At 59.5% G+C, this 17795-nt stretch carries 16 protein-coding genes; 11 read left to right on the top strand and 5 right to left on the bottom strand.

From position 1 onward, the window contains the following. Positions 1-2 precede the first annotated feature (2 nt). Positions 3-1061, top strand: coding sequence for a molybdenum ABC transporter ATP-binding protein ModC (gene modC, locus IM295_RS08820; RefSeq protein ID WP_193066565.1), 1059 nt, complete (start codon positions 3-5; stop codon positions 1059-1061). Here modC and IM295_RS08815 read toward each other — a convergent pair whose 3' ends face one another. Beyond that, positions 1062-1880 (bottom strand): pyridoxal phosphatase, encoded by an 819-nt coding sequence (locus tag IM295_RS08815; protein WP_193066564.1) that lies wholly within the window; start codon positions 1878-1880, stop codon positions 1062-1064. A 140-nt stretch (positions 1881-2020) separates the two neighbouring features. On the opposite strand from IM295_RS08815, the gene pgl reads away from it, so the two are divergent. Next, a complete protein-coding gene (gene pgl, locus IM295_RS08810) occupies positions 2021-3016 on the top strand; it encodes a 6-phosphogluconolactonase (RefSeq protein ID WP_041910746.1) in 996 nt (331 codons plus the stop codon). 120 nt (positions 3017-3136) lie between these two features. Here the strand turns inward: pgl and IM295_RS08805 are convergent, their stop codons facing one another. Further along, positions 3137-4420: a putative acyl-CoA thioester hydrolase gene (locus tag IM295_RS08805; RefSeq protein WP_193066563.1), complete on the bottom strand. Its 1284-nt coding sequence runs from the start codon at positions 4418-4420 to the stop codon at positions 3137-3139. A 224-nt stretch (positions 4421-4644) separates the two neighbouring features. Here IM295_RS08805 and hutI point away from each other — a divergent pair, with 224 nt between their 5' ends. The 5 genes from hutI (at position 4645) to hutH (ending at position 10887) form a co-directional block, all read left to right on the top strand. Further along, positions 4645-5865: an imidazolonepropionase gene (gene hutI, locus IM295_RS08800; RefSeq protein WP_226859455.1), complete on the top strand. Its 1221-nt coding sequence runs from the start codon at positions 4645-4647 to the stop codon at positions 5863-5865. Next, entirely contained in the window at positions 5862-6800 is a 939-nt protein-coding gene (gene hutG, locus IM295_RS08795) for a formimidoylglutamase (protein ID WP_150143097.1), read from the top strand. The genes hutI and hutG overlap by 4 nt, the downstream gene beginning before the upstream one ends. Before the next feature lie 19 nt (positions 6801-6819). Next, positions 6820-7554, top strand: coding sequence for a histidine utilization repressor (locus IM295_RS08790; protein WP_193066561.1), 735 nt, complete (start codon positions 6820-6822; stop codon positions 7552-7554). Positions 7555-7681: 127 nt separating this feature from the next. After that, positions 7682-9370, top strand: a complete 1689-nt coding sequence (gene hutU, locus IM295_RS08785; RefSeq protein ID WP_193066560.1) for a urocanate hydratase — start codon at positions 7682-7684, stop codon at positions 9368-9370. Further along, complete coding sequence (hutH, locus tag IM295_RS08780; protein ID WP_182034092.1) at positions 9367-10887, top strand: histidine ammonia-lyase; 1521 nt, start codon at positions 9367-9369, stop codon at positions 10885-10887. The genes hutU and hutH overlap by 4 nt, the downstream gene beginning before the upstream one ends. A gap of 83 nt (positions 10888-10970) precedes the next feature. Here hutH and IM295_RS08775 read toward each other — a convergent pair whose 3' ends face one another. Both IM295_RS08775 and bioA read right to left on the bottom strand, forming a co-directional pair. Beyond that, entirely contained in the window at positions 10971-11447 is a 477-nt protein-coding gene (locus tag IM295_RS08775) for a kinase inhibitor (protein WP_028012412.1), read from the bottom strand. A gap of 48 nt (positions 11448-11495) precedes the next feature. After that, positions 11496-12803 carry an adenosylmethionine--8-amino-7-oxononanoate transaminase gene (gene bioA, locus IM295_RS08770; RefSeq protein ID WP_193066559.1) on the bottom strand — a complete coding sequence of 436 codons (1308 nt, stop codon included), beginning with the start codon at positions 12801-12803 and terminating at the stop codon, positions 11496-11498. 68 nt (positions 12804-12871) lie between these two features. On the opposite strand from bioA, the gene bioB reads away from it, so the two are divergent. The 4 genes from bioB to bioD are packed head-to-tail and all read left to right on the top strand — an operon-like array spanning position 12872 to position 16499. After that, positions 12872-13912, top strand: a complete 1041-nt coding sequence (bioB, locus tag IM295_RS08765) for a biotin synthase BioB (protein ID WP_193066558.1) — start codon at positions 12872-12874, stop codon at positions 13910-13912. Then, a complete protein-coding gene (gene bioF, locus IM295_RS08760; RefSeq protein ID WP_048998779.1) occupies positions 13909-15066 on the top strand; it encodes an 8-amino-7-oxononanoate synthase in 1158 nt (385 codons plus the stop codon). Before bioB ends, bioF begins: the two co-directional genes overlap by 4 nt. Continuing rightward, a complete protein-coding gene (gene bioC, locus IM295_RS08755) occupies positions 15050-15805 on the top strand; it encodes a malonyl-ACP O-methyltransferase BioC (RefSeq protein WP_045259949.1) in 756 nt (251 codons plus the stop codon). The genes bioF and bioC overlap by 17 nt, the downstream gene beginning before the upstream one ends. Then, positions 15798-16499 (top strand): dethiobiotin synthase, encoded by a 702-nt coding sequence (gene bioD / locus IM295_RS08750; RefSeq protein WP_193066557.1) that lies wholly within the window; start codon positions 15798-15800, stop codon positions 16497-16499. Before bioC ends, bioD begins: the two co-directional genes overlap by 8 nt. Here bioD and IM295_RS08745 read toward each other — a convergent pair. Further along, positions 16462-17184 (bottom strand): ABC transporter ATP-binding protein, encoded by a 723-nt coding sequence (locus IM295_RS08745; protein ID WP_047363785.1) that lies wholly within the window; start codon positions 17182-17184, stop codon positions 16462-16464. The two genes, bioD and IM295_RS08745, sit on opposite strands and share 38 nt — an antisense overlap. Positions 17185-17795 lie beyond the last annotated feature (611 nt).

Genomic DNA, 17795 nt, shown 5'->3' with positions numbered 1-17795 from the left:
CGATGCTGGAACTGAATTTCACCCAGACGCTGGGAAACCATACTCTGACGCTTAACGAGACGCTGCCTGCAAGCGGCATCACCGCCGTCTTCGGCGTGTCGGGCGCGGGTAAAACGTCTCTGATTAACGCCATCAGCGGCCTGACGCGCCCGCAGTCAGGGCGCATTGTCCTGAACAACCGCGTCCTGAATGACGTGGAGAACAAGATTTACCTTTCGCCGGATAAGCGCCGCATCGGCTATGTTTTTCAGGACGCGCGCTTGTTCCCGCACTACAGCGTGCGCGGCAACCTGCGCTACGGCATGGCGAAAAGCATGGCCGGGCAGTTTGATAAGCTGGTGACGCTTTTAGGCATTGAACCCCTGCTCGACAGGCTGCCGTCCTCGCTCTCCGGCGGGGAGAAACAGCGTGTGGCTATAGGCCGCGCGTTGCTGACCGCCCCCGAACTGCTGCTGCTCGACGAGCCGCTGGCCTCGCTGGATATACCGCGCAAGCGCGAGCTTTTGCCTTACCTGCAGCGTCTGACCCGCGAAATTAATATTCCGATGCTCTACGTCAGCCATTCGCTGGATGAGATCCTCCATCTGGCCGACAAAGTGCTGGTGCTGGAAGAGGGCAGCGTGAAGGCCTTCGGCAACCTGGAAGAGGTGTGGGGCAGTAGCGTGATGCACCCCTGGTTACCCAGGGAGCAGCAGAGCAGCATCCTGAAGGTGAGCGTTCTGGAGCATCATCCGCACTACGCGATGACCGCCCTGGCGCTGGGCGACCAGCATCTTTGGGTCAATAAGATCGACAAACCGTTGCAGTCCGCGCTGCGGATCCGCATCCAGGCGTCGGACGTCTCGCTGGTGCTGCAGCCGCCACTGCAAACCAGTATTCGAAATATTCTGCGCGCCAAAGTGGCGGAGTGTTTTGATGATAACGGGCAGGTAGAGGTGAAGCTCGACGTGGGCAGCAGGACGCTCTGGGCGCGCATCAGCCCGTGGGCCAGGGATGAGTTGGCAATGAAGCCCGGCCTGTGGCTTTACGCGCAAATCAAGAGCGTTTCGATCACCGCCTGATTACAGCAGGTGGGTATAGATGTACTGCGCGATGCTGTCGGTGGTGTTGTCGCCAATCACCACGTTAGCGCGCGCTTTTACCGCGTCGTCGGCATTGCCCATCGCCACGCCCGTACCGACGGCTTCCAGCATGCTGATGTCGTTGTAGTTGTCGCCGAAGGCGATCGCGTCCTGCATTGACCAGCCCTGCGATTCCACGTACTGCGTCAGACGCTTGCCTTTGCTGTTGCCTTTGCGGGCAATATCCACCTGATCGTGCCAGGACCATTCGCACTCCAGCCCCAGCGTATCCTCGACGTGTTTCGCGAAGGTATTCAGTTTGGTGGTGTCTTCATCCGTCAGGGCAAACTTCCAGATAGCCTCAACGTCCTGGGCCGCCTGACGCAGAGAGGGAACCTGGGTAAAGACCGGACGCTGCGCTTCTGGCAGGGACAACGCCCAGTTGCTGGTGCGTACCACATGGCCGGTTGGGCGCTCGTACACCATCGCGTTATCCACATACATCAGGCCGTGAACGTTATGCTCATCCAGCAGATCAATCAGCTGCAGCGCCTGGGGAACCGGCAGCGGGTCGGAGGCTAAAACCTTTTTTGCCTGATAATCATACAAATAAGTGCCATTACAACAAATTGCAGGTGTATCCAGCGCCAGTGCCTGATAAAAAGGGTGAATGGCAACGTGATGTCGACCCGTTACGATAAGGAGTTGATATCCCACTTCCTGCGCGCGTTTAAGCGCTTCAAGGGAGGAGGGGAGCAGGGTTTTCTGAGGGGTAAGTAATGTTCCGTCTAAATCCAGTGCAATCACACGCGAGGTCATTTGTTCTTCCGGGTTAATGTTGAATTTTAGGTCTCAGGGGATGTTACACCGAGAGTAAATCGCTGCAAAATTCCTGGCTAAAATTCAGCATTCACCGTTAAAAATAATCACTTTCACGTGCAGTGAGGAAAGGAGTATTCATGAAACAAACCGTTTATACCGCCAGTCCTGAAAGTCAGCAGATCCACGTCTGGCGCTTGAATGCAGAAGGTTCGCTCACGCTGGTTCAGGTTGTTGATGTGCCGGGCCAGGTGCAACCGATGGTCGTCAGCCCGGATAAACGTTTCTTATACGTGGGTGTGCGCCCGGAGTTTCGCGTGCTGGCCTACCGCATCTCTCCTGACGACGGCGCGCTGACCTACACCGCTGAAGCGCCACTGCCGGGCAGCCCAACCCACATCTCGACCGATCGTAAAGGCCGTTTCATTTTTAGCGGTTCTTACAATGCCGGTTGCGTCAGCGTGACCCGTCTTGACGATGGTATTCCGGTAGAAACTGTCGACGTGGTGGAAGGGCTGGAAGGCTGCCATTCGGCGAATATCTCCCCGGACAACCGCACGCTGTGGGTGCCTGCGCTGAAGCAGGATCGAATCTGCCTGTTCACCCTGAGCGACGATGGTCACCTGGTGGCGCAGAATCCGGCTGAAGTCACCACCGTTGAGGGCGCAGGTCCTCGCCATATGGTATTCCACCCGAACCAGCAATATGCCTACGTCGTTAACGAACTGAACAGCTCGGTGGACGTATGGGAGCTGAAAGATCCAAACGGCCAGATTGAGTGCGTGCAGACGCTGGATATGATGCCGTCTGACTTCTCTGACACTCGCTGGGCGGCAGATATTCACATCACGCCGGATGGTCGCCATCTGTACGCCTGCGACCGCACCTCCAGCCTGATTACCGTGTTTAGCGTCTCCGAAGATGGCAGCGTGCTGGCTATTGAGGGCTTCCAGCCAACGGAAACCCAGCCGCGCGGCTTTAATATCGATCACAGCGGTAAATACCTGATTGCGGCGGGGCAGAAATCCCACCACATCGCCCTGTATGAAATCAAAGGCGAGCAGGGCCTGCTGGAAGAGAAAGGACGCTATGCGGTAGGTCAGGGGCCAATGTGGGTTGTGGTTAACGCTCACTAAGCGGCTTAAAACAAAAAACCTCGCGAATGCGAGGTTTTTTTATGCCCGGTAGAATGGCGTTTACCAGGACTGCGGGTTGTGTAGGCCGGGTAAGGCGAAGCCGCCACCCGGCAAAACAGCTTACTGCTTCGGCTCAGCAACCACGTTGCTGCCCAGACCGCGGTTGTTGTATTCCCACATGCGGTTGAAGTTCGCGTCGTTCAGGTTGCGCTGCACGTTTCCTTTATCGTCCACCGCACCGGTGTTGCCGGAGAACGGACGTTTGGAGACAGCCGCATCAGCCCACGGCTTCGCCACGTTAAAGCCTTCGTTGATCACGCTGTCGCGGATAACGACCTGGCCGTTGGTGGCAGAGTCCACGTCCAGGGAGCGGCCCAGCTGCGCCACGCCGTCACCGGCCGCGTTAAAGCGGCTGTTCACGGCCAGGAAGCCGTAAAACAGGTTAGACTGGGTTGCCGGCGCAAACACATAGCCTTCCTGCTGGGTACGGGAATTCACCACGCGGAAATCGGTGTTATCAAACACCACCGCGCCGCGACCGGACACCAGATCAACGTCACCTTCAACGTAGCTGTTGGTCACCAGCGTACGGGTCAGACGGTTGTTCTGCAGCGTGTTCTGTACGCCGCTGTTGGTCACGAAGAAGGTGTTCTGACGGCCCAGAATATTGACGTTGTTAATCTGCACCTTATCGCCGTCGCTACGCAGCGCAACGGCCTGGTGGTTACCGGCATCCACGCTGTCACCCAGGGTATTCTGAATGGTCAGGTTCTGCAGCTGCAGGCCATTATTCTGCGACCAGAACACCGCCGAGCACATCACGCCAACGGTGGCGGCACGCTTGCTCTGGCAGTTATCAAACATATACCACGCCGGTTTGCCCGGCATATATTTGCCTGCCGGGTTCACCAGGTGACGCCAGGCGGTGCTGTCGATTTCGGAATCAATCGCCAGGCCAATTTTTACGTCGATGGCTTTTTCACCCAGACCGTAAATCGTAATGCTGCCAGGAGCCGCCGGAACGTACACGGTGCCTTCGTATTCACCCGGCAGGATCGCGATGTACTGGCGAGACGCGCTGTGTTTAGTGATTGCCGCGTCAACCGCTGCCTGGATAGAGGTATGCGTTACGCCCTGCGCGCCAGCCGGGCCAACAACGAAGTCAGGCTGTTTAGGCAGGTTAATAGAAGACGGTGTCCACGGCGCGGCGTTAGGATCCATGGCCGAGAAGTAATGGGCGCGGTCGAAATTCTTCGCTTCATCCGCGGACAAAATCGGGCGGGAGGCGGTACCGGGCGCTACCTGCTCAGAAGGACGCTGATCCGGTGGTGTAGAACTGCATGCGGATAATGTCACGCCAAAGGCGAGCGCTAACGCCAGACGGGAAATCCTGGAAATGTTCAAGGTGAAGCTCCTGGGTATGCAAGTCTTTACGGGATAGACGAAATAGCCTGCTTTTTTATACTAAGTTGAGCGAAACGGGAAGATAAAAAGGGTAAAAGTTGCATTTTTTGCCCGGAGGTGACGGGAAAGTCATCACAAATAAATAACATTTTCCCTTAAGGCGGTTGACAGCAGACGATGGATGCAAATAAATGTCTATACAACCCATGACAAGTGGAATGCCCATGCAGCTTCAACCTGACGATGTTATATGGCGAAATGCGCGCCTGGCAACAATGGTTCCCGATACATCCGCGCCTTATGGCCTGAAAGAGCAGCACGCGCTGGTCGTGAGCGGCCAAACTATCCTTGGCGTGCTTCCTGAATCTGACCTTCCTTCCGGACACCGTCACGTCATCGATCTTGAGGGACGTCTGGTCACGCCTGGCCTGATTGACTGCCATACCCATCTGGTATTTGGCGGCGACCGCGCGGCGGAGTGGGAACAGCGTCTGAACGGCGTCTCTTACCAGACCATCAGCGCTCAGGGGGGCGGGATTAACGCCACCGTGACGGCAACGCGCAGCAGTTCCCTGGAAACCCTGCTGAAACTTGCGCAGCAGCGGCTCCAGCGTCTGATGAATGAAGGTGTAACGACCGTTGAAATCAAATCGGGATACGGACTCAACGCCGAGGCCGAAGAGAAGATGCTGCAGGTTGCCCGCCAGCTGAGCCTCGATAATCCGATCGATATCAGCCCAACGCTGCTGGCGGCCCATGCGGTTCCGCCGGAATACCGACAGGATCCGGATGCGTACCTCGCGCTGGTTTGCGAGCAGATCCTGCCCACGCTGTGGCAAAAAGAGTTATATGAAGCAGTAGACGTGTTTTGTGAAAACGTCGGCTTTACCCCGTCGCAAACCGAGCGCCTCTTCCAGGCCGCCGCCGCGCTCGGTATCCCGGTGAAAGGGCATGTTGAACAGCTGTCGAATCAGGGCGGAGCGGCGCTGGTCAGCCAATATAACGGACTGTCGGCCGATCATATCGAATATCTCGACGACGCGGGCGTTCAGGCGATGGCGCAAAGCGGTACGGTTGCGGTACTGCTCCCCGGCGCGTTCTATTTTCTGCAGGAGCGCCAGCGTCCGCCGGTTGATCAGCTCCGAAAACGTGGTGTGCCGATGGCCGTCGCCACCGACTATAACCCCGGCACCAGCCCGTTTGCCAGCCTGCACCTGGCGATGAATATGGCCTGCGTCCAGTTTGGCCTGACGCCCGAAGAGGCCTGGGCTGGCGTCACGCGCCATGCGGCGCAGGCGCTGGGCCGCGGCGCAACGCACGGGCAGTTGCAGTCGGGGTTTGTCGCTGATTTTATCGTCTGGGATGCTCACCACCCGGTGGAGATGGTCTACGAGCCGGGACGCAATCCGCTGTATCAACGTATTTTCCGTGGGGAGGCAGTATGAAGTTATGGCGGCCCGTCGCCGAAACGGTCTGGCAGGGGCGAGACGACAGCGCTGAGGCCAGCAACGCAACGCGCATTTTCCAGACGATACAACAGCAGGCGCAGTTCACGCCGCTTTCATCCGGCATCGCGCTGATAGGATTTGAATGCGATGCAGGGGTTAAACGCAATCAGGGCAGGCCCGGCGCCGCGCAGGCCCCTGATATTCTGCGCAAAGCGCTGGCGAATATGGCAAGCCATCAGGGACACGAACGGCTGGCGGATATGGGCTCGGTGTACGTTGAAGGCGATGAGCTTGAACCCGCGCAGCGGGCGTTAAGCGATGCCGTGACGGCCTGCCAGCAGTCCGGGATGCGCACCCTGGTGTTTGGCGGCGGGCATGAAACCGCCTGGGCGCATGGACGGGGTGTTCTGGATGCATTCCCCGGCGAGCGCGTGGCGGTGATAAACCTGGATGCGCATCTCGACCTGCGCAAGGCCGACCGGGCGACGTCCGGTACGCCGTTTCGTCAGCTGGCTCAATACTGCGATGAATGCGGGCGCGAGTTTCGCTACGCCTGCTTTGGCGTCAGCCGCGCGGCGAACACCCAGGCACTGTGGAATGAGGCTGAACGCCTGAACGTCACGCTGGTGGAGGATCTTCATTTCAGACGCGAGGCATTATCGGCGCTGGAAAAGGTGCTGGCGCAGGCCGATCGTATCTATCTGACAATCGATCTGGATGTCCTGCCCGCGGGCGAAATGCCTGCCGTTTCCGCCCCTGCGGCGTTAGGCGTCCCGGCAATGGATCTAATGCCCGTTATTGAACAAATCTGCCGCAGCGGTAAGCTGCAGGCCGCCGATCTGGTAGAGTTTAACCCGCAGTACGATCGGGACGGACAGGGCGCAAAGCTCGCCGCCCGTCTGGCCTGGCAAATTGCTCACTGGTGGGCATAACACTATTAAAGGAGTCACGATGTTTTCACGCTCACCCCTGCAGCAACCGAGCCCGCCCGCGCCTTTCTATGAAAAGGTGAAGCAGGCGATCAGCGAAAAGATTGCTACCGGCGTCTGGCGCCCGCACGATCGCATTCCATCGGAGGCCGAGCTGGTGGCGCAGTTCGGTTTTAGCCGGATGACCGTCAACCGGGCGCTGCGCGAGCTCACCGACGAAGGACTTCTGGTGCGCCTGCAGGGCGTGGGGACGTTTGTGGCGGAACCGAAAGGGCAATCTGCCCTGTTTGAAATCCGCAGCATTGCCGATGAGATAACCTCGCGTAATCATCAGCACCGCTGCGAAGTGCTGGTGCTGGAAGAGACCCAGGCCAGCGCCGAGCAGGCCGTTGAGCTAAATGTCAAAGAGGGTAGCCGCATCTTCCACTCTGTGATGGTGCATTTTGAAAACGACATTCCGGTGCAGATTGAAGATCGCTGCGTCAACGCAGAGCGGATACCGGAATACCTGAACCAGGATTACACCCACACCACGCCGCACGCGTATCTCTCGCTCGTTGCACCGCTCACGGAAGGGGAGCACATTGTGGAAGCCGTACGCGCGACGCCGCAGGAGTGCGAGCTGTTGCGCATTAAAGAACACGATCCGTGCCTGCTGATCCGCCGTCGTACCTGGTCATCATCGCATATCGTGTCGCATGCCCGACTGCTTTTCCCGGGGAACCGTTACCGGCTGCAGGGCCACTTTATGTCATAAGTTTTATAAGCGTGATCGCTAACGCAATATAACAAAATTGTATCTTTTTTGTTAAATCCGACCTTGTGTGTGCTTGTCTATACAAGTATATCTAAATGCATCATCTGTCCCTTATGAGGAGCACACAATGTCGTCAGGTAAATACCGCCAGCAGGACGTCCGCGCCGCGCGCGGCACCACGCTTACTGCCAAAAGCTGGCTCACCGAAGCCCCGCTGCGCATGTTGATGAACAACCTTGATCCTGAGGTGGCGGAAAACCCCCACGAACTGGTGGTCTACGGCGGCATAGGCCGCGCCGCACGCAACTGGGAATGCTATGACGCAATTGTAAAATCCCTGACCGAACTCGAACACGACGAAACCCTGCTGGTGCAGTCCGGCAAGCCGGTTGGCGTATTTAAAACCCATAAGAACGCGCCGCGTGTACTGATCGCCAACTCTAACCTCGTGCCCCACTGGGCCACCTGGGAACACTTCAACGAGCTGGACGCGAAAGGGCTGGCGATGTATGGCCAGATGACCGCCGGGAGCTGGATCTACATCGGCAGCCAGGGGATTGTGCAGGGCACCTACGAAACCTTCGTGGAAGCGGGGCGTCAGCACTATAACGGCTCGCTGAAAGGCCGCTGGGTGCTTACCGCCGGTCTGGGCGGGATGGGCGGCGCGCAGCCGCTGGCCGCCACGCTGGCCGGTGCGTGCTCGCTGAACATTGAGTGCCAGCAGAGCCGCATTGATTTCCGTCTGCGTACCCGTTACGTTGACGAACAGGCCGAGAATCTTGATGACGCGCTGGCGCGCATCAAAAAATACACGTCCGAAGGCAAAGCGGTGTCGATTGCCCTGTGCGGCAACGCGGCGGATATTCTGCCGGAGCTGGTTGCCCGCGGCGTGCGTCCGGATCTCGTTACCGACCAGACCAGCGCCCATGACCCGCTGCACGGTTACCTGCCAAAAGGCTGGACGTGGGAAGACTACCAGCAAAAAGCGGAAACCGACCCTGAAGGCACGGTACTGGCGGCTAAGCGTTCGATGGCGGAACACGTCTCCGCGATGCTGGCCTTCAGCCAGTTGGGCATTCCAACCTTTGACTACGGCAACAACATCCGCCAGATGGCGAAAGAGATGGGCGTGAATAACGCCTTCGATTTCCCCGGCTTCGTGCCTGCCTATATCCGTCCGCTATTCTGCCGCGGCATTGGCCCGTTCCGCTGGGTGGCCTTGTCCGGCGATCCGCAGGATATCTACAAAACCGACGACAAAGTGAAGGAGATCGTCGCAGACGACGAACACCTGCACCACTGGCTGGATATGGCTCGCGAACGCATCAGCTTCCAGGGCTTGCCGGCGCGCATCTGCTGGGTAGGGCTGGAGTGGCGGCAAAAGCTGGGTCTGGCCTTCAACGAAATGGTGCGCAGCGGTGAAGTCTCCGCGCCTATCGTCATTGGCCGCGACCATCTCGACTCCGGCTCCGTCGCCAGCCCGAACCGTGAAACCGAAGCCATGCGCGACGGATCTGACGCGGTCTCCGACTGGCCATTGCTTAATGCCCTGCTGAATACCGCCAGCGGCGCCACCTGGGTCTCGCTGCACCACGGCGGCGGCGTCGGGATGGGCTTCTCCCAGCACTCAGGGATGGTCATCGTCTGTGACGGAACCGATGAAGCGGCCGCGCGCATCGCCCGCGTGCTGCACAACGACCCGGCAACCGGCGTGATGCGTCACGCGGATGCGGGTTACGAGATTGCCATTGACTGTGCCAAAGAGCAGGGACTGAACCTGCCGATGATCTCTGCCACACAAGGAAAGCATGCATGAACGCGTTAACTCTCACTCCCGGCTCGCTGACGCTCAAACAGCTGCGTAACGTCTGGCGCCAGCCGGTCACCCTTTCACTTGATGAAAGCGCCCACGCCGCGATAAACGACAGCGTCGCCTGCGTAGAAGCGATTGTTGCCGAAGGGCGCACCGCCTACGGGATTAACACCGGCTTTGGCCTGCTGGCGCAAACCCGCATCGCCACGCACGATCTGGAAAACTTACAGCGTTCGCTGGTGCTGTCGCACGCGGCAGGCGTCGGCCAGCCGCTGGATGATGAGATTGTCCGTCTGATGATGGTGCTCAAAATCAACAGCCTGGCGCGCGGTTTCTCGGGCATTCGCCTGAGCGTGATCCAGGCGCTGATGGCCCTGGTGAATGCAGAAGTCTATCCGTGGATCCCGGCAAAAGGTTCCGTCGGCGCCTCCGGCGATCTCGCCCCGCTGGCGCACATGTCGCTGCTGCTGCTGGGTGAGGGCAAAGCGCGCTGGCAGGGCGAGTGGCTCCCTGCGAAAGAAGCGCTGGCAAAAGCCGGCTTAACGCCAATCACCCTCGCGGCAAAAGAGGGGCTGGCGCTGCTCAACGGCACGCAGGCGTCGACGGCCTTTGCGCTGCGCGGCCTGTTTGAAGCGGAAGATCTGTTCGCCTCCGCGGTGGTGTGCGGTGCGCTGACCACCGAGGCGGTGCTCGGCTCGCGTCGTCCGTTTGACGCGCGTATTCACGCGGTGCGCGGCCAGCGCGGGCAGATTGATGCCGCCGCCATGTACCGCCACGTGCTTACCGACACGAGTGAGATTGCGGATTCACACCATAACTGCGAGAAGGTGCAGGATCCGTATTCCCTGCGCTGTCAGCCGCAGGTGATGGGGGCGTGCCTGACGCAGCTGCGCCAGGCAGCAGAGGTGCTGCTGGTGGAGGCCAACGCGGTCTCCGACAACCCGCTGGTGTTCGCCGAGGAAAACGAGGTGGTCTCCGGGGGCAACTTCCACGCCGAGCCGGTGGCGATGGCGGCGGATAATATCGCGCTGGCGATTGCCGAAGTCGGGGCGTTATCCGAGCGCCGCATCGCGCTGATGATGGATAAACACATGTCCCAGCTGCCACCGTTCCTGGTGCGTAACGGCGGGGTTAACTCAGGCTTTATGATCGCTCAGGTGACGGCCGCAGCGCTGGCAAGTGAGAACAAGGCGCTGTCGCACCCGCACAGCGTGGACAGCCTGCCAACCTCGGCGAATCAGGAAGATCACGTTTCGATGGCCCCGGCTGCCGGGCGTCGTCTGTGGGAGATGGCCTCCAACACCCGCGGCGTGCTGGCGGTGGAGTGGCTGGCGGCGTGTCAGGGTATCGATCTGCGCGAAGGGCTTAAATCCAGCCCGCTGCTGGAGCAGGCGCGCCATGTGCTGCGCGAGCACGTCACGCATTACGATGACGACCGCTTCTTTGCGCCGGATATTGATAAGGCGATGCAGCTTCTGGAAAAGGGACGCCTTGTAGGACTGCTACCTTCGGTGCTGTGATTTTTGTCCGGTGGCGCTGCGCTTACCGGGCCTACGAATGCGAAATCCAGGCCGGGTAAGGCGTAGCCGCCACCCGGCTTTTTTCAGGAATACATCGCCGTAATCGACGCGCTCCCCAGGGAATGGAAATGCACGTTAAACCCGACCATCGCGCCGCTCGCGCCTTCATCGACCTCAATCTTCTCCACATCCAGCGCGTGCACCGTGAAGATATAGCGGTGGGTTTCCCCTTTTGGTGGCGCCGCGCCGCCGTAGCCCGCTTTACCAAAGTCAGTGCGCGTCTGAATGGCACCTTCAGGCAGGGCAACCAGGTCTGAACCGGAACCCTGCGGCAGCACGCGCGTGTCGGCGGGCAGGTTCGCCACAACCCAGTGCCACCAGCCCGAGCCGGTCGGCGCGTCCGGGTCGTAGCAGGTCACGACAAAGCTTTTGGTTCCTGCAGGAACGTCGTCCCACGCCAGGTGCGGGGAGATATTATCCCCCTGATAGCCCATGCCGTTGAAAACGTGGCGTTCCGGGAGTTTTTCACCGTCGCGCAGATCTTTACTGATGATTTTCATACGGTTTATCCTCGTTATTCACTCGTTCAGGAAGTGTAACGCATGGGATTAAATCGCGAAATGCGCGGGAATGTTAACGGCTGTTACGACCGCGTCGGTTAATTTACGCAACTGCTCCGGCGTGATGCTGTACGGCGGCATCAGGTAGATAAGCTTGCCGAAAGGCCGCACCCAGACGCCCTGCTCAACGAAGAAGCGCTGCAGCGCCGCCATGTTCACCGGGCGGGTGGTTTCAATCACCCCGATGGCACCGAGCACGCGCACGTCCGCCACAAAATTCGCTCCCGAGGCGGCGCTCAGCTCTCCTTTCAGCTGTGCCTCAATCGCCGCGACCTGCGTCCGCCACTCGCCGCTCTCCAGAATGGCGAGGCTTTCGCTTGCCACGGCGCAGGCCAGCGGGTTGCCCATAAACGTTGGGCCGTGCATAAAGCAGCCCGCCTCGCCGTCGCTGATGGTGTCGGCAACCTGACGAGTGGTGAGGGTGGCGGAGAGCGTCATGGTGCCGCCGGTCAGCGCTTTGCCGAGGCACAGAATATCCGGGGCGATACCCGCGTGTTCGCAGGCAAACAGCTTGCCGGTGCGGCCAAAGCCGGTGGCAATTTCGTCGGCAATCAGCAGAATGCCCTCGCGGTCGCACATCTTGCGGATGCGCCTCAGCCATTCCGGATGGTACATCCGCATTCCGCCCGCGCCCTGCACGATCGGTTCGAGAATAACGGCGGCGATTTCATGGCGATGTGCCGCCATCAGCCGCGCGAAGCCCACCATGTCCATCTCGTTCCATTCGCCGTCGAAGCGGCTTTGCGGCGCAGGGGCAAACAGGTTTTCTGGCAGATACCCCTTCCACAGGCTGTGCATGGAGTTGTCCGGATCGCAGACCGACATCGCCCCGAAGGTATCCCCGTGATAGCCGTTGCGGAAGGTGAGGAACCGCTGGCGCGTTTCGCCCTTCGCATGCCAGTACTGCAGCGCCATCTTCATCGCCACTTCCACCGCCACCGAGCCGGAATCGGCCAGGAAAACGCACTCCAGTGAGTCAGGCGTCATCGCCACCAGGCGACGGCATAAATCCACCGCGGGCTGATGGGTGATTCCGCCAAACATCACGTGCGACATCTGGTCAATCTGAGCCTTCATCGCCGCGTTCAGGCGCGGGTGGTTATACCCGTGAATCGCCGCCCACCAGGAGGACATTCCGTCAACCAGCCGCTCGCCGCTGGCGAGATGCAGCTCGCAGCCGTGGGCAGAGGCCACCGGATAGACGGGAAGGGGGCGGGTAGTAGAGGTGTAAGGGTGCCAGATATGCTGCTTGTCGAAGGCGAGATCGTCCTGGGTCATAATCGACTTGTAAACCATTTTGAAAAGTTTTAGGTTTACGAGTATAAACCGAACCGAAAATTAACAAAACCCTTTGGAGAAGCCCAATGGCTCACCACGCACGCTGGACGATGTCGCAAGTTACTGAATTATTCAACAAACCTTTCCTTGAGCTGATGTTTGAAGCGCAACAGGTGCATCGTCAGCACTTCGATCCTCGCCATGTTCAGGTCAGCACGCTGCTGTCGATCAAGACCGGCGCCTGTCCTGAAGACTGCAAATATTGCCCGCAGAGCGCGCGCTACAAAACCGGTCTCGAATCCGAGCGTCTGATGGAAGTGGAGCAGGTGCTCGACTCCGCGCGCAAGGCGAAAAACGCCGGCTCAACCCGCTTCTGCATGGGCGCGGCGTGGAAGAACCCGCACGATCGCGATATGCCGTATCTGGAGCAGATGGTGAAAGGCGTGAAGGAGATGGGGCTTGAGGCCTGCATGACCCTCGGAACGCTGAACGAGGAGCAGGCGCAGCGTCTCTCTGCCGCGGGGCTGGACTACTACAACCACAACCTCGACACCTCGCCGGAATTTTACGGCAACATCATCACCACGCGCACCTACCAGGAGCGTCTGGATACGCTGGATAAAGTGCGTGACGCGGGGATCAAGGTCTGCTCCGGCGGCATCGTGGGCTTAGGTGAAACGGTGAAAGACCGTGCGGGCCTGCTGCTGCAGCTGGCGAACCTGCCGACCCCGCCGGAAAGCGTGCCGATCAACATGCTGGTGAAGGTCAAGGGCACGCCGCTGGCGGATAACGAGGACGTGGATGCGTTTGATTTTATTCGCACCATCGCGGTGGCGCGCATCATGATGCCAACGTCTTACGTTCGCCTCTCTGCGGGCCGCGAGCAGATGAGCGAGCAGACCCAGGCGATGTGCTTTATGGCCGGCGCCAACTCCATCTTCTACGGCTGCAAGCTGCTGACCACGCCGAACCCGGAAGAGGACAAAGACGTCCAGCTGTTCCGCAAGCTGGGGCTGAACCCGCACCAGACCGGGGTGCTGACGGGCGATAACGAGCAACAGCAGCAGCTGGAGCAGCAGATTCTCAACGCCGATACCGACCAGTTCTACAACGCGGCAGCCGTATGACCTGGCAGGTACGGATTAATGCCGCGCTGGAAGAACGCCGGGCGGCAGAGGCGTTTCGCGTTCGCAGGGTGGTGGAAAACGGCGCGGGCCGTTTTCTGACCCGCGAGGGACGGCAGTTTTGTAATTTCTCCAGCAATGACTATCTCGGACTGAGCCAGCATCCGGCCATCGTCCGCGCCTGGCAGCAGGGCGCGGAGCGGTTTGGCGTGGGCAGCGGTGGCTCGGGGCACGTCAGCGGATACACCACGGCGCATCAGGCGCTGGAGGAAGAGCTGGCCGACTGGCTGGGCTATCCGCGCGCGCTGCTGTTTATCTCCGGCTTTGCCGCCAACCAGGCGGTCATCACGGCCATGATGGGGAAAGAGGACCGCATTGTCGCCGACCGTTTAAGCCACGCCTCGCTGCTGGAAGCGGCAAACTTAAGTCCGGCGCAGCTGCGGCGTTTTGCCCATAACGATGCGTCACAGCTCGCCTCGCTGCTGGACAAACCCTGCGACGGGCAACAGCTGGCGGTCACGGAAGGGGTGTTCAGCATGGACGGCGACAGTGCGCCGCTTGCCGCGCTTCACGAGGCCGCAAAGCGGCAAAATGCCTGGCTGCTGGTCGATGATGCTCACGGCACCGGCGTGATGGGCGATGAAGGACGCGGCAGCGCCCATCAACAAAACGTGAAGCCGGAACTGCTGGTGGTCACCTTTGGCAAAGGCTTTGGCGTCAGCGGCGCCGCCGTGCTGTGCAGCGAATCCGTCGCTGACTATCTGCTGCAGTTTGCCCGTCACCTCATCTACAGCACCAGCATGCCCCCGGCGCAGGCCGTGGCGCTGTCGGCGTCGCTGGCGGTGATCCGCAGCGCAGAAGGGGATGAACGCCGTCAGCAGCTGGCAGAGCACATCTCCTGCTTCCGTCAGGGACTGGCGGCGCTTCCCTTCCAGAGTCCCGATTCGCAGAGCGCCATCCAGCCCGTGATTGTCGGCGAAAACGGCCGCGCGCTGGCGCTGGCCCAGGCGCTGCGCGAGCGGGGGATGTGGGTTACGGCCATTCGTCCGCCAACAGTTCCGCCGGGCACCGCGCGTCTGCGCTTAACCCTGACGGCGGCGCATGAGGCGCAGGATATCCAGACGCTGCTGGAGGCGCTTCATGATGCCGGTGAATAAGCAGGCCGTTGCGGCGGCGTTTGGCCGGGCCGCGCGGAGCTATTCGCAGCACGATGAACTCCAGCGCCAGAGCGCGCAGGGGCTTCTGGCCGCGCTTGGCGAGAACCGCTTCCCGCAGGTGCTGGACGCCGGCTGTGGTCCCGGCAGCAACAGCCGCTACTGGCGCGAGGCGGGGAGCGAGGTGACGGCCATCGACCTGTCGCCCGCCATGCTGGACGAGGCGCGCCAGCAGCAGGCTGCGCACCACTATGTAGTGGCGGATATCGAGGCGATCCCGCTGGCGGACGCGCAGTTCGATCTGGTCTGGAGCCATCTGGCGGTGCAGTGGTGCAGCAGCCTGCCGCAGGCGTTACGCGAGCTTTATCGCGTCGCACGACCGGGCGGAAAGGTAGCCTTTACCACCTTGCTGGAAAGTTCGCTGCCGGAGCTGAATCAGGCGTGGAAAGCGGTGGATGAGCAGCCGCACGCGAACCGCTTTTTATCGTATGAGCAGGTGACGCAGGCGCTGGCAGGCTGGCGCTGTCGCAGCACGGTGCAAACCATCACGCTTAATTTTAGCGACGCGTTCAGCGCCATGCGCTCTCTGAAGGGCATCGGCGCCACGCACCTGCACGCCGGGCGGGAGAAAAAACCGCTGACCCGGGGGCAGCTGCAACGCCTGGAGCTGGCCTGGCCGCAGCAGCGGGGCCTTTTCCCGCTCTCTTATCAACTTTTTCATGGGATTATCGAACGTGACTGAACGTTATTTTGTTACCGGCACGGATACGGAAGTGGGCAAAACGGTTGCCAGCGCTGCGCTGCTGCAGGCGGCACGACTGCTCGGAAAAAACACCGCCGGATATAAGCCCGTGGCTTCCGGCAGCGAGATGACGGCGGAAGGGGTACGCAACACCGACGCGCTGGCGCTCCAGCGTAACAGTAGCCTTGAGCTTGCCTATTCGGCGGTGAATCCCTATACCTTTGCCGAGCCGACGTCGCCGCACATTATCAGCGCTGATGAAGGCCGTCCGATTGATTTCGCCGTGCTGTCTGCCGGGTTACGGACGCTGGAAAGCCAAGCCGACTGGGTGCTGGTGGAAGGCGCGGGAGGCTGGTTTACGCCGCTTTCGGACACGCAGACCTTTGCTGACTGGGTGCAGGCCGAGCGGCTTCCGGTCATTCTGGTCGTCGGCGTGAAGCTGGGCTGCATCAATCACGCCATGCTGACGGCGCAGGCCGTTCAGCAGGCAGGGCTGACGCTGGCAGGCTGGATAGCCAACGACGTGGTTGCGCCGGGCAGGCGGCATCAGGAGTATCTGGCGACCCTCAAGCGCATGCTCCCGGCACCGTTCCTCGGGGAAATCCCCTGGATTGCTGGCGATGCTGAGCAGGCCGAAACCGGGCGTTATCTCGACCTCAGCGTCTTGCTTCCCGCGACATCCAGTGGGCGATAAGCTCATCGTTCAGCTCGCTAACGTGGCCCTGAGCCACGTTACGCCCGCGATAAAGCATGCAAAACCGATCCGCCACCCGGCGGATAAACGACAGCTGCTGCTCCGCCAGCAGCACCGTCATGCCTAACTCCCGGTTTAAGCGCACCAGCAGCTGCGCCAGCTTCTGGGCAAATCCGTGTCCTGCCCCATGCGTAGGCTCATCCAGAATCAGCATCCGTGGGCGGTTGACCAGTGCATTCGCCAGGGCAAGCTGATACTGATCCTCTGGCGAAAGGGCATTGCCCCGCGTCTGACGTCGCGCGTAGAGTTCCGGGAACAGATCGTATACGTCGCTTTTCGCCGCCGGGTCGGGTTTCCCCATCGCCCGCATGGCAATATGCAGATTCTCCTCAATCGTCAGTTGAGAAAAAATACGCCTGTCCTGCGGCACATAGCCTATTCCCGGCTCTGAACGTTGTTCCGGTGCCGGGCTGAGCAAATCACGCGGCGGTGCGCCCGCTTCATGCCAGATAATCGTGCCGCTTTCGACGGGGATGTTTCCGGTAATGCAGTTCATCAGGGTGGTTTTGCCCATCCCCGGCAGGCCTATGACGCCTGTACACATCCCTTGCGGAAAATCCAAATCCACGTTCCATAGCGTATGTTGGCTTCCGTAAAACTGATTCACTGCACGCAGACTCAACATCTTTTTCTCCTTAAAAATGCGTAGGGATAGGCCTGACGTGAAGCTGCAAAACGCTTGCCAGAAACCTGAAATCGATTAAAAAAACGACTTTTTTAGGAATAAGCCACAGGAGAGCAGGGTAAAAACGCGTGGCTTGCACATCGACGGTGCCGGGAATGGTGAGTTGTGGTGCAGGACAAAAAATGGCTGAAATGTGAGCAGGATCGCATCTGTTGGTTATGAATGACTCAACTGTTTATCGTCAAAAAAGAACTATAAAAATTTTTTGTTGCCGCCTCGTGGGAAAATCCGGGAATTTGCTGAGCGGCGGTCTACACGGGCTGGAAGCAGTTATCCACTATTCCTGTGGATAACCATGTGCATTAGAGTTAGAAAACACGCGATAAGCGAGAGAAGACGCGGCTTTCGCCCAAATTGACGCGAAACGCGGCTTTAGAAAATATCGTTTAAAATTTAATTGCTTAGATAAAAGCAATTACCGTAATGAAAGTGTCACTCGTTGCCATAAAACTATCATTACCTGGCTTGACAAATGTTAAAAAAGAAAAAGTTCTGGGGATAACCCAACCTGGCTGGTTTTTTATCTCGTCAGAGCCTAAATTTTGTCCGCT

This window comes from Enterobacter cloacae complex sp. P14RS, assembly GCF_014895895.1.
In the GTDB taxonomy this organism is placed as follows: Bacteria; Pseudomonadota; Gammaproteobacteria; order Enterobacterales; family Enterobacteriaceae; genus Enterobacter; species Enterobacter bugandensis.
This window is presented reverse-complemented; position numbering and strand designations above follow the sequence as displayed.